Source organism: Nocardia higoensis (genome assembly GCF_015477835.1).
In the GTDB taxonomy this organism is placed as follows: Bacteria; Actinomycetota; Actinomycetes; order Mycobacteriales; family Mycobacteriaceae; genus Nocardia; species Nocardia higoensis_A.
The window spans coordinates 420,129-432,892 of record NZ_JADLQN010000001.1 but is presented as its reverse complement, the minus strand read 5'-3'; the positions used below and the strand labels follow the sequence as shown (position 1 = coordinate 432,892).

General features: G+C 69.8%; 14 protein-coding genes. 8 read left to right on the top strand and 6 right to left on the bottom strand.

All coding sequences use genetic code 11. The annotated features are described in order from the left end of the window. Nucleotides 1-13: 13 nt before the first annotated feature. Nucleotides 14-643 carry a metallophosphoesterase gene (locus IU449_RS01890; protein ID WP_195000236.1) on the bottom strand — a complete coding sequence of 210 codons (630 nt, stop codon included), beginning with the start codon at nucleotides 641-643 and terminating at the stop codon, nucleotides 14-16. 272 nt (nucleotides 644-915) lie between these two features. Between IU449_RS01890 and IU449_RS01885 the strand changes: the two genes are divergently transcribed. From IU449_RS01885 to IU449_RS01875, 3 genes are all read left to right on the top strand, one after another. Then, nucleotides 916-1,062: a hypothetical protein gene (locus tag IU449_RS01885; RefSeq protein WP_195000235.1), complete on the top strand. Its 147-nt coding sequence runs from the start codon at nucleotides 916-918 to the stop codon at nucleotides 1,060-1,062. A 61-nt stretch (nucleotides 1,063-1,123) separates the two neighbouring features. Beyond that, nucleotides 1,124-1,504 (top strand): hypothetical protein, encoded by a 381-nt coding sequence (locus IU449_RS01880; RefSeq protein ID WP_195000234.1) that lies wholly within the window; start codon nucleotides 1,124-1,126, stop codon nucleotides 1,502-1,504. A gap of 149 nt (nucleotides 1,505-1,653) precedes the next feature. Next, nucleotides 1,654-2,394, top strand: coding sequence for an LGFP repeat-containing protein (locus tag IU449_RS01875; protein WP_195000233.1), 741 nt, complete (start codon nucleotides 1,654-1,656; stop codon nucleotides 2,392-2,394). A 268-nt stretch (nucleotides 2,395-2,662) separates the two neighbouring features. Here IU449_RS01875 and IU449_RS01870 read toward each other — a convergent pair whose 3' ends face one another. Genes IU449_RS01870 through IU449_RS01860 form a run of 3 tightly spaced genes read right to left on the bottom strand, consistent with a single transcriptional unit; the run spans nucleotide 2,663 to nucleotide 5,228 of the window. Continuing rightward, nucleotides 2,663-3,547, bottom strand: coding sequence for a metal ABC transporter permease (locus IU449_RS01870; RefSeq protein ID WP_195000232.1), 885 nt, complete (start codon nucleotides 3,545-3,547; stop codon nucleotides 2,663-2,665). Continuing rightward, nucleotides 3,544-4,287 carry a metal ABC transporter ATP-binding protein gene (locus IU449_RS01865; RefSeq protein WP_195000231.1) on the bottom strand — a complete coding sequence of 248 codons (744 nt, stop codon included), beginning with the start codon at nucleotides 4,285-4,287 and terminating at the stop codon, nucleotides 3,544-3,546. Before IU449_RS01865 ends, IU449_RS01870 begins: the two co-directional genes overlap by 4 nt. After that, complete coding sequence (locus IU449_RS01860) at nucleotides 4,284-5,228, bottom strand: metal ABC transporter substrate-binding protein (protein ID WP_195000230.1); 945 nt, start codon at nucleotides 5,226-5,228, stop codon at nucleotides 4,284-4,286. Before IU449_RS01860 ends, IU449_RS01865 begins: the two co-directional genes overlap by 4 nt. Before the next feature lie 193 nt (nucleotides 5,229-5,421). Here IU449_RS01860 and IU449_RS01855 point away from each other — a divergent pair, with 193 nt between their 5' ends. Together IU449_RS01855 and IU449_RS01850 are read left to right on the top strand one after the other, a co-directional pair. Then, complete coding sequence (locus IU449_RS01855; protein WP_324188045.1) at nucleotides 5,422-6,657, top strand: cytochrome P450; 1,236 nt, start codon at nucleotides 5,422-5,424, stop codon at nucleotides 6,655-6,657. Between the two features lie 6 nt (nucleotides 6,658-6,663). Next, nucleotides 6,664-7,392 carry a TetR/AcrR family transcriptional regulator gene (locus IU449_RS01850; RefSeq protein ID WP_195000229.1) on the top strand — a complete coding sequence of 243 codons (729 nt, stop codon included), beginning with the start codon at nucleotides 6,664-6,666 and terminating at the stop codon, nucleotides 7,390-7,392. 6 nt (nucleotides 7,393-7,398) lie between these two features. Here IU449_RS01850 and IU449_RS01845 read toward each other — a convergent pair whose 3' ends face one another. Beyond that, nucleotides 7,399-7,740, bottom strand: a complete 342-nt coding sequence (locus IU449_RS01845) for a hypothetical protein (RefSeq protein WP_195000228.1) — start codon at nucleotides 7,738-7,740, stop codon at nucleotides 7,399-7,401. Nucleotides 7,741-7,906: 166 nt separating this feature from the next. On the opposite strand from IU449_RS01845, the gene IU449_RS28795 reads away from it, so the two are divergent. From IU449_RS28795 to IU449_RS01830, 3 genes are all read left to right on the top strand, one after another. Continuing rightward, the gene (locus tag IU449_RS28795) at nucleotides 7,907-9,775 is read left to right on the top strand and encodes a serine/threonine protein kinase (protein ID WP_324188044.1); all 1,869 of its coding nucleotides are present in this window, start codon (nucleotides 7,907-7,909) and stop codon (nucleotides 9,773-9,775) included. 34 nt (nucleotides 9,776-9,809) lie between these two features. After that, nucleotides 9,810-11,441, top strand: a complete 1,632-nt coding sequence (locus tag IU449_RS01835; RefSeq protein ID WP_195000227.1) for a serine/threonine-protein kinase — start codon at nucleotides 9,810-9,812, stop codon at nucleotides 11,439-11,441. Between the two features lie 161 nt (nucleotides 11,442-11,602). Beyond that, nucleotides 11,603-12,364: a 3-hydroxyacyl-CoA dehydrogenase gene (locus IU449_RS01830; protein WP_195000226.1), complete on the top strand. Its 762-nt coding sequence runs from the start codon at nucleotides 11,603-11,605 to the stop codon at nucleotides 12,362-12,364. A gap of 102 nt (nucleotides 12,365-12,466) precedes the next feature. On the opposite strand, the gene IU449_RS01825 is transcribed toward IU449_RS01830, so the two are convergent. Beyond that, on the bottom strand, nucleotides 12,467-12,625 hold the full coding sequence (locus IU449_RS01825) for a hypothetical protein (RefSeq protein WP_195000225.1): 159 nt from the start codon (nucleotides 12,623-12,625) through the stop codon (nucleotides 12,467-12,469). Between the last annotated feature and the right edge of the window lie 139 nt (nucleotides 12,626-12,764).

Below are 12,764 nucleotides of genomic sequence, written 5' to 3'. Positions count from 1 at the left end.
CCATCAGGTCTGCTCAGGTCGTATCCCTCTGTGCCGCAACAGGATCGACACGGCTGCCGACCACCGCCCCGGCGATTCTCTCCTCGATCCAGCCCAACGCCACGGGCGCGAGACCGTGGGCATCGACACCGACATGCAGCTGCCGCCCACGCTGCTGGACATCGGAATGCGTGTGCCCGTGCAGCAACCACCCGCCGGTGTCGACGGGCCGCCACTCGTTGTGACGCAGTTCCGCCGAGTGATCGCCGTCGGGGTCGTCGCGGTAGGGGAAGTGCGAGAGCGTGACCCGGTCACCGGCGATCTTGCGGGTCGCGGCGGACTGCACCGATTCGAAGACACCCAGGAAGCGGCGTTGGGCCAGATGGGAGCGGGAGTGCAGAGGGTGGCAGGGGTCGTGGTTACCGGCGACGAGGTGTTTGACGCCGGGACGGTGGGCGATCCACGCGAGGGCACGGCGCTCGGCGGCGCCGGAACCTATGGAGATGTCGCCGAGCACCCACACCTGGTCGTCGGGGCGCACGACCGCGTCCCAGCGCTGCGCCAGTGCGCGGTCGTGGGCTTCGGTGTCCTCGCCGAATCCGCGCAGGCGCGCGCAGAGTCGGTGGCCCACGTGCAGGTCGGACGTGAACCAGATCTCACCCATGGCGTGTCCCCCTTCGGTACGGTCCGCAAGGATCGCGGACGCCAACCTGACCACGTCCGCATAGATCTCCGCTACTCGTTATCGAAAACTCCTCGCGATTGTGGTGTTCGACAGCACCCTCCGAGGGCGTCATGACGGGTCTCACAGCGCGCGAACATGCGAGGCGAGTTCGGGGGTTTTACGATTTCGGAAGAGTCCGTCGTTGCGAGGGGCGCGGCGTCGCATCCTTCGCTGGAGCGGATGCCGTTTCGACCCGACTCCCGGGGGCAAACATGGCTGTGCTCATCACTCTGCTGTTCATCCTTCTCGCCGTCACCGCGCTGGTCGTCATCGCCGCGTACGCGACGGTCGTGCTCACGTACTGGTTCGAGATGCGCCACGATCCCTCGGATCCGCCGGAGGCGTTCACCGCCCGCTGACACGGCACCGGTTTGGGCCCGATCCCGCAGGTAACTACGGTGACGTAGGGAGGTGTGGCGGATGGACGGCGATGTCGACCGGCACGAAGATGTGGACAAGCACTGGTCCGATCCGGAGGGCTCGCGGCAGGTGGTGCGGTTCGGCGTAACGGTCCTGGCGACCGCGGCGCTCACCGGCGTGGTCATCGCGATCTGGGCGGCGACCCGTGATGCCTGTGAGGCCGCCGACGCCGTGCTGTGTGACGGGGTCTCGCAGGGGGCCATGGTCGCCGGGCCCGCGCTCGTGCTCGCGGCGGGCTGGATCGGCGCGTTCGTCATCACGTTCAAGCGGTGGCGCCAGGGGCGCGTCTGGCCGATCTGGCAGGGCGCGGGTTGGTTCTTCTTCTTTCTGCTGCTGGCGTATCTGTCCATCGGCGGCAGCGTCATCACGTCCGGCGGGTGAAACGCGCCACCTCCGGACGACAACGGATAACGCGGGTCGGGACGGAAACGATGGAGTCGATGTCGTCGGTCCCTGTCCGCCACGCCGCACGCCCGCGCCGATCTCGTCGGCACGGACATCGCGGTATCGACCTGATCAGGAGTTACCCCATGACACGGCTTCCGGAGTCCCGTGCGGCCCGTCGCACCGCCGCGGCGACCGCCACCTTCGCGGTGCTGTTCACCTCGGCTGTCGGCGTCGCCGCCGCCCGCCCGGTCGGCCCGTTCGACGTCGGCGGCGCGATCGAAGTGGAGTTCGACCAGGCGGGCGGTCAAGGCGTGCTCGGTGACCCCGTCGGTCCCGAGCTCGACGCCGCGGCCGGCGGCCGCTATCAGGCCTTCGCCAACAATGCCGCGATCTACTGGCGCGGCGACGTGGGTGCGCACCAGGTGGGCGGCCCCGTCCGGGACAAGTGGAACACCCTCGGCGCGGAGGGCGGCAGCCTCGGCTACCCGGTCACCCGCACGCTGGACACCCCCGGCAACACCGGCGAGTTCACACACTTCCAGAACGGCAGCGTCTACTGGTCGGTGGGCACCGCCGCCCACACCGTCAGCGGCAAGATCCGCGACAAGTGGGGCGAGCTGGGCTGGGAGTCGAGCCCGCTCGGCTTCCCGGTCACCGACGAGGCCACCGGCCCGAACAACGGCCGCTACAACCAGTTCAACGGCGGCGCGATCTACTACACCCAACGCACCGGCGCGCACCCGGTCTGGGGCGTGATCCGCGACAAGTGGATCGCCGCGGGCGCGGAGGGCGGCCGCTACGGCTATCCCACCAGCGACGAATACGACTACGAGGACGGCAAGGCCCAGGATTTCCAGGGCGGTCGCATCACCTGGACGCCGTAGGCAGCTCCCCTCGATCCGCCCGGCGCTCGCGACTCCTCCGACGCCGGGCGGTTTCGCGGACGGCGGCGCTCGGCAGCGTCCGGTCGTCTTCGCCGGTACCACTCGGCATCCGACTGTGCCGGGCCACCGTGCGGAGCCGGCCGCGAAGACCGGCCCGCGATGGTTCCTCGACAGCGGTTCCGTGCGGTCGTATCCGACCTGGCCATCGCCCCCGCTACACCCTCGGTGGGAGTCGACGACGGGGGCTATACGCGACCGGCTCCGGCGACTACCGCGCGTCCAGGCCGACCGGCTCGATCGGGCGTCTGCGTCCGGCGGTGATCCGGCGGCCGAGCACACCGTGCTTCGGGGCGAACAGGTACACCAGCACGAACACCGCGCCCTGGACGACCACGATCATCGCGCCCGAAGCGGTGTCGAGGTGGTAGCTGAGGTACAGCCCGGTCACCGCCGCCGAGACGGAGATCGCCGGGGCGATCAGCAGCATGCGCTGGAAGCGGTCGGTCAGCAGGTAGGCGGTGGCGCCGGGAATGATGAGCATGGCCACCACCAGCACGACGCCGACCGCCTGCAGGGCGACCACGGCGGTCAGGGCGAGCAGCCCGAGCAGCGCGCTGCCGAGCACGCGCGGATTGAGACCGATGGCGTGGGCGTGGGTGGGGTCGAAGGCGAACAGGGTGAAGTCGCGGCGCAGCAATACCAGGGCGAGCAGGGTGATCGCGGCCAGCACGACCACCTGGATCAGGTCACCGCGATCGACGCCGAGCAGGTTGCCGAAGACGATGTGGTTGAGGTCGGTCTGGCTGGGCGTGACCGACACGAGGACGAGGCCGGCGGCGAAGAAGGTGGTGAACACGATGCCGATCGCGGCGTCCTCCTTGACCCGGCTGGTCTCCCGGACCAGACCGATCGCCCCCACGGCGGCGAAGCCGAACACCACGGCGCCGACCGCGAACGGCAGTCCGGCGATATAGGCGAGCACCACGCCGGGAAGCACGGCGTGTGAGACCGCGTCGCCCATCAGCGACCAGCCGATGAGCACCAGCCAGCACGACAACACCGCGCAGACGGTCGCCGCGGCGACCGTGGTGATGAGCGCGCGGACCATGAACTCGTAGCTCAGCGGCTCGACGAAGATGTCGATGGGATTCACGAGCTGACCTCCCGGTTCAGGACGTCCAAGCCGAACGCGGCGGCGAGGTTCTCCGGTCGCAGTACGTCCTCGGGCAGGCCCCGCGCGAGCACCTCGCGCATCAGCAGGACGGCTTCGTCGGCCAGGCCGGGCAGGGCGTGCAGGTCGTGGGTGGACACCAGGACAGCGGCGCCCTCGGCGGCGAGTTCGCGCAACAGGGCGGTGATGGCGGCTTCGGAACGCTTGTCCACCCCGGCGAACGGTTCGTCCAGCAGCAGCAACGTCGCCTCCTGGGCGAGTGCACGCGCCACGAACGCCCGCTTGCGCTGCCCGCCCGACAGCGCGCCGATCTGCCGGTCGGCCAGCTCGGTCAGCTGGACCCGTTCGAGCGCACGGGCCACCGCCTCCTTGTCCGCGCGGCTCGGCCGACGCAGAAAACCCATCCGGCCGTGGCGCCCGGTGAGCACCACGTCGCGCACGGTCAGCGGGAAGGTCCAGTCGACGTCCTCGCTCTGCGGGACATACCCCAACAGGCCGGCTCGGCGAGCCACGCGCGGCGGGTCTCCGTAGAGCCGCACCGTGCCGGTGGTCGGTTTCACCAGGCCGACGATCGTCTTGAACAACGTCGACTTACCCGAGCCGTTCATGCCGACCAGGCCGCAGATCCGCCCCGGTGCCAGGGTGAGCGACACACCGTCGAGGGCGTGCACCTCGCCGTAGCGGACAGTGACGTCGTCGACCTCGATGGCGAGTTCACTCATGCGGGCCTCCCGGTCAGCGCAGTGGCGATGATGCGTGCGTCGTGCCGGACCAGATCCAGGTAGGTGGGCACGGGGCCGTCGGGTTCCGACAGCGAATCCACGTACAGTACGCCGCCGAACGCCGCGCCGGTGGCCTCCACGACGCGCCGCATCGGGGCATCGGAGACGGTCGACTCACAGAACACCGCGGGCACCGAGCGCGTGCGGACGAAGTCGATGGCCGAGGTGATCTGCTGCGGCGTGGCCTGCTGTTCGGCGTTGACCGGCCAGATGTACTTCTCGGTCAGACCGGCGTCCCTGGCGAGGTAGGAGAACGCGCCCTCGCAGGTCACCAGGGCGCGCTGATGCTCGGGCAGACCGGCGAGCGCGCTCACCAGATCCCGGTGCACCGCGTCGAGTTCGGTCTTGTAGCGCTCGCCGTTGGCGCGGAAGTCCTCGGCATGCGCGGGATCGAGTTCGGTGAACGCGCGCACCATGTTGTCGACGTAGACGCGGACATTCAGCGGTGACATCCAGGCGTGCGGGTTGGGCTTGCCCGCGTAGGCGTCGCCGGTGATGTCGATCGCCTCGACGCCTTCGCTCACCACCGCCCGATCGACGTCGATCTGCGCGAGGAACTGTTCGAACCAGGCCTCCAGATTCAGGCCGTTGTCGAGCACCAGGTCGGCGCGCGCGGCCTTCTTGATGTCACCGGGGGTCGGCTCGTAGCCGTGGATCTCCGCGCCGACCTTGGTGATGGACTCGACCCGCAGATGCTCACCCGCGACATTGCCCGCGATGTCGGCCAGCACGGTGAAGGTGGTCAGGACGGTGGGACGCCCGTCGTCCTCGCCGTCGACGGCGGAGCACGCGGTGACCGCGACGGCGAGCAGACCGGCCAGCAGCGCCGCGAGCGGCGCGCGCACCGACGCGAGGGAACGGCGGAACACAACGAGCGTCATACGACCGGATTCTAAGTTTCGGTGACCCTAACTTTCAACTTCGATTGTACGTCGCACGCGGTCGCGCGCGGCTGGCAAACCGGCAGCACACGCATCGGGAAAGTGAATTAACATGTTTTACTAAATACTGTTCACAAAAGCGGGTGTGGTGTGGTTCACTCCAAGGTGAGCCCACAGCCCCGAGGAGGTAGCCGTGTCCCTGCCATCCCTGCCATCCCTGTCGCACGACTTCGATTTCACCGATCCCGATCTGCTCGCCACCCGGCTTCCGGTCGAGGAATGGGCGCAGCTGCGCCGCACCGCCCCCGTCTGGTGGGTCGATCAGCCCGACGGCGTGAGCGGCTTCGACGACGGCGGCTATTGGGTGGTGAGCAAGCTCGAGCACATCAAGGAGATCTCCAAGGCCCCGCAGATCTGGTCCAACAGCGCCAACACCGCGGTCATCCGGTTCAACGGCGACATCTCCCGCGACGAGATCGACATCCAGCGCGCGATGATGCTGAACACCGACCCGCCCGCGCACGACAAACTGCGCCGCATCATCTCCCGCGGCTTCACCCCGCGCGCGGTGCAGTCGTTGCGTGACGCGCTGCACGAGCGCGCCGAACGCATCGTGCACGAGGCCGCGAAGAGTGGAAGCGGGGACTTCGTCCAGCAGGTGGCCGCCGAGCTGCCGCTGCAGGCGATCGCCGAGCTGCTCGGTGTGCCGCAGGAGGATCGAGGCAAGATCTTCGACTGGTCGAACCAGATGATGGGGTACGACGACCCGGACTTCGGCGGCGACCACAAGATGGCCACCGCCGAGATCATGGGCTACTCGTGGAATCTCGCCGAACAGCGGCGCGCCTGCCCCGCCGACGACATCGTCAGTACCCTGCTCTCGGCCGACATCGACGGCGAGGCGCTGGGCTCGGAGGAGTTCGCCTGGTTCGTCATCATGCTCTCGGTCGCGGGCAACGAGACGACCCGCAATGCCACCACGCACGGCATGAAGGCGTTCGTCGACTTCCCCGAGCAGTGGGAGCTCTACAAGGCCGAACGCCCCCGCACCGCACCCGACGAGATCGTGCGCTGGGCGACCCCGGTGATCGCCTTCCAGCGAACAGCTCTGTGCGACACCGAGATCGGCGGGCATGCGATCCGAGAGGGACAGCGCGTCGGCCTGTTCTATTCCTCGGCCAACTTCGACGAAGACCACTTCACCAACCCGTACACCTTCGACATCACCCGCGACCCGAACCCGCACGTGGGCTTCGGCGGTACCGGCACGCACTACTGCGTCGGCGCGAATCTGGCCCGGCTGCAACTGGATCTGATCTTCAACGCGATCGCCGATGTGATGCCGAACCTGCGGCAGGTGTCCGAGCCGGTGCGACTGCGCTCGGGCTGGTTGAACGGGATCAAGAGCTGGCAGGTGGCCTATGCCTGAGACGCGATGCTGAGCGGGCAGCCGGTCCGGCGCGGCCGGCTGCCCTCGGTCGCCTCCGCCGACATCCGGCGCGCGGCCAGGCGGCTGCTGACCGAGGCCGGGCCCGAGGCGATGACGCTGCGGGCCATCGCCCGCGAACTCGGAGTCACCGCGCCCGCGCTCTACCGGCACTACGGCTCCCACGAGGATCTCGCCGACGCGCTGCGCGCGGAGATCTGCCTCGACCTGGCCGAGGGCTTGGCCGCCGAAGCCGCCGCGGAGCCCGACGACGGACTGCTGCAGTTGTTCGCCATCTGCCGCGGTTTCCGGCGCTGGGCGCTCGCGCACGCCCACGAGTTCACCTTGGTGTTCGCCTCACCGCATCGCGCGCGCACCGACGGGCCACGCCGCTACGAGGAACCGTTCGGCCGGGTCTTCCTCGCGGCGGCCGGACGGCTGCTCACCGCCTACGATCCGGTGCTCCCGCCGGTCGACACGATCCCGGAAGGTGTGCGCGAGGACCTGATCCGCTATCGCGGCGAATTGCTGGCAATGCTGGCCGGAACGGGCGAGAACTTCCCCGCCGACAAGCTGGACCTGGGTCTGACCTACCTGATGATCACCCTGTGGGCGCGGCTGTACGGGCACGTGACGCTCGAGGTGTTCGGCAACTACCCACTGCCGGTCAGCGATCCCGAGGCACTGTTCGACACGGTGCTCGCCGATCTGGCCCGCGACTTCGGAATAGCCGGGTGAGCGGCGCTACTGGACGGTCAGGCCGGTGGCGATGCGCACGACCACCTGCTGATCGGTCACCTCGGTGACGGCGATGTCGAATCCCTCGGCGGACTGTGTCTCACCGATCGGCACCAGGACGTTCTTTCCCGCGACCCCGAGAGTCACCATGTTCCCGTCGACAGACACCAATTCCACGTCGACGCCGAGAACGCTGGCTTTCGCGTCCACGCCGCGCGTGAAGGTGATCGTGCAGCCGTCGACATGGCACTCGGCCGTCGAGCCGGGACCGTCGACGGTGCAGGCGGTGACACCCAGCGGAACGAGCAGGGCGAGCAGGGGCAAGGCGAGGAGCCGACGCAGACGCACCCGTTCAGTCTAGAAGGGATTGCGCCCGCTGGATATTCGGTTCGAGGTGAATCGGCGAACTTTCGAACCCGGACCTTTCGGACGCGCTCCGGGTCGCCGTCGCCGACCACTCGCGCGTACCGTGAGCGGGCACCTGCGTATCGTGCGACCCGGGAGGAGGTCGGTCGTGCCGTTGCCGCAACCAGGAGACATGTTCGCCGGATACCGCATCGTCCGCGCGCTCGGGTCGGGTGGGATGGGTGCGGTCTACCTGGCCGAACACCCACGGCTGCCGCGCCGGGACGCGATCAAGGTGCTCGATCCCGGCCACGGCGCCGATCCGGAATTCCGCGCCAGGTTCGAACGCGAGGCCGAAATCGCCGCCCGCCTGGAACATCCGAACGTGGTCGCCGTCTACGACCGCGGCGAAGAAGGCGAGCTGCTCTGGATCGCCATGCGCTTCGTCGACGGTGTCGATGCGAGCGAACTGGTCCGGCGCGGCCGAGCCGAACTCCCACCCGCGCGTGCGGTGCGGATCGTCGCCGCCGCCGCGCGCGGGCTCGACGCCGCGCATCGGCGCGGGCTGTTGCACCGCGACGTGAAGCCGGCCAACATCATGGTCTCGCGCGCCGACGACGGCTCGGACTCGGTGCGCATCGCCGACTTCGGCATCGCCCGACCGATCGGCGCCGCGACCACCACGAACTCGGTACTGGCCAGTTTCGCCTACGCGGCCCCCGAACAGTTCACCGGCGCACCGCTGGACCACCGAGCCGACGTCTACGCGCTGGGCTGCACCCTCTACGAATTGCTCACCGGCTCGGTACCTTTCGTCGCCCCCTCCCCCGCCGCCGCCATGCGGGCCCACCTCTACGAGCGCCCACCGATGCCCTCCGGCACCGCGGCGGAACTGGCCGTCTTCGATCCGGTGATCGCCCGAGCCCTGGCCAAGGTTCCCCGGCAGCGATACGGTTCCTGCGCCGAGCTCGCGCAGGCCGCGCTCGCGGCGCTCGACGAGTTGCCGCGAGGTGAGACCGATCGTGCGGGCGAACGGTCGCCGAATCACGCTGCCGCATCGAACTTCCCCAACGCTCCGGTCGCCGCGCCGCCGACCGGATCCGGGTCTGTCCCGCTGACCGGACCCTGGTCCGTCCCGCCGACGGGACCGGTCGATGTGTCGCCAGGCGAGGTGCACCGACCAGCGCTCGGCGCCCGGCCAGCACCGGCACGGGGCGGCTCCCACGATGCACCGGTATTCGGGCCGGCGCCCGTGCCCGGGTCCCACCACGCCGAGCACGGGAGCGCGTTCCCGGGGCCTCGGGCCGACCCGCGGTCCGTCCCGGCCCCCGGACCCACGTATCCCCGGAGCGCGATGCCCGGCGGCTGGTCACCGCCCGGATCCACCCACCGGACGACCCGGGCGCTGATGCTCGGCGGCTGCGTGCTGATCCTGATCGTGTCGGCGGTGATCGCGACCGTCCTGGTCCGCGGCGCGGGTGAGACGAGCGTCGCGGCGCCGGTCACCGGCATCGGATCGCCGTCGACACCGAGCCCGTCCAGCACCGGCACCGGGACCACCGCACCGCGCCCGACGAAGGCCGATACCACCGGGCCCGCACCCGGCTCGGCGTCGGTCTCCCCGGCCTGGGGTCCGGCCGCCTACATCGTCGAAGCCTTCCCCGGCCTGCTCCCCACCGAACCGACCGGCGCCGGATATCAGGGCATGCGCTGCGCCCTCAACGACGACGCGGGCGAATGGTTGCACTGCCCGGCCGACACCGACGACGGCATCAACGTCAACATCCGATGCGATGCCGACCGCAGACCCCTGATCTACCGCGCGGACACCACCGGACTGGCCGGCTTGCGTGAAGAGAACTGGGCCAGGCCCTCGGGCAGCGGCAAGGTGCGCTGGGCGAGCGACAGCCTGGCCGGCTTCGGATTGCTGGACGTCTCCTTCGACGACCCGGACCGCTCGTTCTGCGTCGTCTCGGCCAGCGGCGGATCGGGCGGACAGGATGTCTACGACCGCTGGTGGCGGTCCGCGCCGATCTGAGCACGTCCGACCGAGCACGAGGGAGGAGCACGACATGAGGCTGGCGCCGGGCACGGTGTTCGCCGGCTACCGCATCGAGCGCGCGCTCGGCGCGGGCGGCATGGGCACGGTCTACCTCGCCCGCCACCCTCGGCTGCCGCGCTCGGTCGCCCTGAAGGTGCTCGACGCGCGAGCAGGCGGCGATCCGGAATATCGCGCGCGCTTCGTGCGCGAAGCCGAGATCGCCGTGCGACTCGACCACCCGAACGTGGTGGAGATCTACGACCGCGGCGCCGAAGGCGAACTGCTGTGGATCGCGATGCGTTTCGTCGCCGGGCCGGATGTGGCGGAGCTGATCCGCGGCGGAATGTCACCACAGCGCGCCGTCGGCATCCTCACCCAGGCGGCCGCGGGACTGGACGCCGCCCACCGGCGTGGGCTGCTGCACCGCGACGTCAAACCGGCCAATCTGCTGGTCGCCGCCGACGACGACGGCGGCGATCACGTCTTCGTCGCCGACTTCGGCATCGCGCGCAGCCGCGACGAGGCCCACCTCACCGCCGCGGGCGAGCTGACCGCCACCCTGGCCTACGTGGCCCCCGAACAGATCGAGGGCCGCGAACCCGATCACCGCTGTGACATCTACGCCCTCGGCGTCACCTTCTACCAGATGCTCACCGGCGCACTGCCGTTCACCGGCCCGACTCCCGCGGCGCTCCTGCGAGCTCATCTGCTCGCCCCACCGCCCCGCCCGGCCGAGCGGGTCCCTGGCCTTCCGCCTGGGCTCGACCTGGTCGTGCTCACCGCGCTGGCCAAGGATCCCGACGACCGCTACCCCGACTGCCGCACGATGGCGGCCGCCGCCCAAGCCGCGTTGCGCGAGTCCACCGTTCCGCGCCGCCCGCGCGGTCCGGCCCCGGTGGTCCACGGTCCACCCGCGCGGCACCCTTCGGCACCGGAACCGCACCGCACCGCACCCGCCGCCGAGGGGCCGCCGCCCGAGCTCGCCGATTCGGGTGCCGACAGCGTCGGCACCGCGCGTCTGCGCCGCGCCGCCCCGGTGGCAGCGGCGGTACTCGCGGCCGTTCTGTTCATCGTCGTCGCGGTCGTCGTCGTGGTCGCCCGTTCCGGCGCGACCTCCACCGGAACCGCGGTCGCCGTTTCCACACTCCCGTCGACCAGCACCGCAGCCCCGCCATCGACGACCACGTCCGAAGCGCCCACCACCTCGGCGGACGGCCGGGCCCCGGTGAACATCGCATGGGGCCGCAACGGCACGCTGGCCGGGCGTCTGCCGGGTCTGGTGCCCGACGCCCCGTCCACCACGGGATACCAGGACGCCCGCTGCACCGGAATCGATGTGCTGAACAATGGCGGCGAACCGGCGCTGGAATGCGAGCAGAGCAACGGGATCCATTGGTATGCCTGGTCCTTCCGGCCGGGGGACCCGCGCCGGGAGTCGACCTTCGCGACGAACATCGACAACGCGACCACCCGTGCGGAGATCTGGCAGCGGGCGTCGGGCACCGGACGGGTCCGCTGGACGCATTACACCGAGGTCGGCACCGGTTTGCTCACCGTCGTCTTCGACGACCCGGACCGGCAGTGGATCGTGATCGACGTGAGCTGGGACGGCCATACCGGCCAGGATCTCTACGACCAGTGGTGGACTTCGGCGCCGGTGTAACCCGGGACCGCCCCCGCCCGGCCATGGAGACGACGAGAACGACGGTTTACTTGTAGGCAACGGGCTCGCTATATTACGGACGCCGCACGCACCGCGAGGTGCCGCGCGCGGCAGCGCACGGATCCGGTCGCCACGACCGGTCACGCAGAAGGGAATTCGAGATGCGGATCGAAAACACTGTCGCGGTGGTCACCGGCGGCGCCTCCGGCCTCGGTCTGGCCACGGTGAAGGAGCTGCACGCCCACGGCGGCAAGGCGGTCATCATCGACCTGCCCTCCTCCAACGGTGAGGCCGTCGCCAAGGAACTCGGCGAGGGCGTCGAGTTCGTCGCCGCCGACGTGACGAACGAAGAGCAGGTGGGCGAGGCGCTCGACGCCGCACAGGAGCTGGGTGACCTGCGAATCGCGGTGAACTGCGCCGGCATCGGCAACGCGATCAAGACTGTCTCCAAGAAGGGCGCGTTCCCGCTGCCCGACTTCACCAAGATCATCAACGTGAACCTCATCGGCACGTTCAACGTGATCCGGCTGGCGGCCGAGCGCATGGTCGCCACCGATCCGGTCGGCGAGGAGCGCGGTGTCATCATCAACACCGCCTCGGTCGCCGCGTTCGACGGCCAGGTCGGTCAGGCCGCCTACTCCGCGTCCAAGGGCGGCATCGTCGGCATGACTCTGCCGATCGCCCGGGACCTGGCCGACCAGAAGATCCGCGTGCTGACCATCGCGCCGGGCCTGTTCCACACCCCGCTGTTCGCCACCCTGCCCGACGAGGCCATCGCCTCGCTCGGCGCGCAGGTCCCGCACCCCTCTCGCCTGGGCGACCCGGCTGAATACGGCGCGCTGGCCCGTCACATCGTGGAGAACCCGATGCTCAACGGTGAGACGATCCGCCTCGACGGCGCGATCCGCATGGCGCCCCGGTAATTCCGGCAGCCGCACACGTACGTCGGCCCCGCACCCGTCTCCCCGGCAGGTGCGGGGCCGACGCCGTCTTCCGCCCGGTTCCGCCGAACGCCGGGCGGACGATCAGCGCTGTGAGGCGGAACCCGAGGTCTTCGGATCCCGTCCGGAGTGCGCGGTGCCCATGACGTCTGCCCACCAGTCCGCCAAGGGACTGGGGTCGGGCCAGATCACTCGGTCGTTGTCCTTCGGTTCCCGGCTACGCGCGGTGGTGTTGTCCATCATCGTCTGCCCATCCTTCGGTGAAATCCTCGCCTCGGCCGCGCCGACGAGGCGATGCGTGAGCTGGATACCACTTCTCCACCACACCAAACCTCACGGTCGGCTCGGTGCGCCTGTCGCGGCACGCCGTCGGCCGATAGGG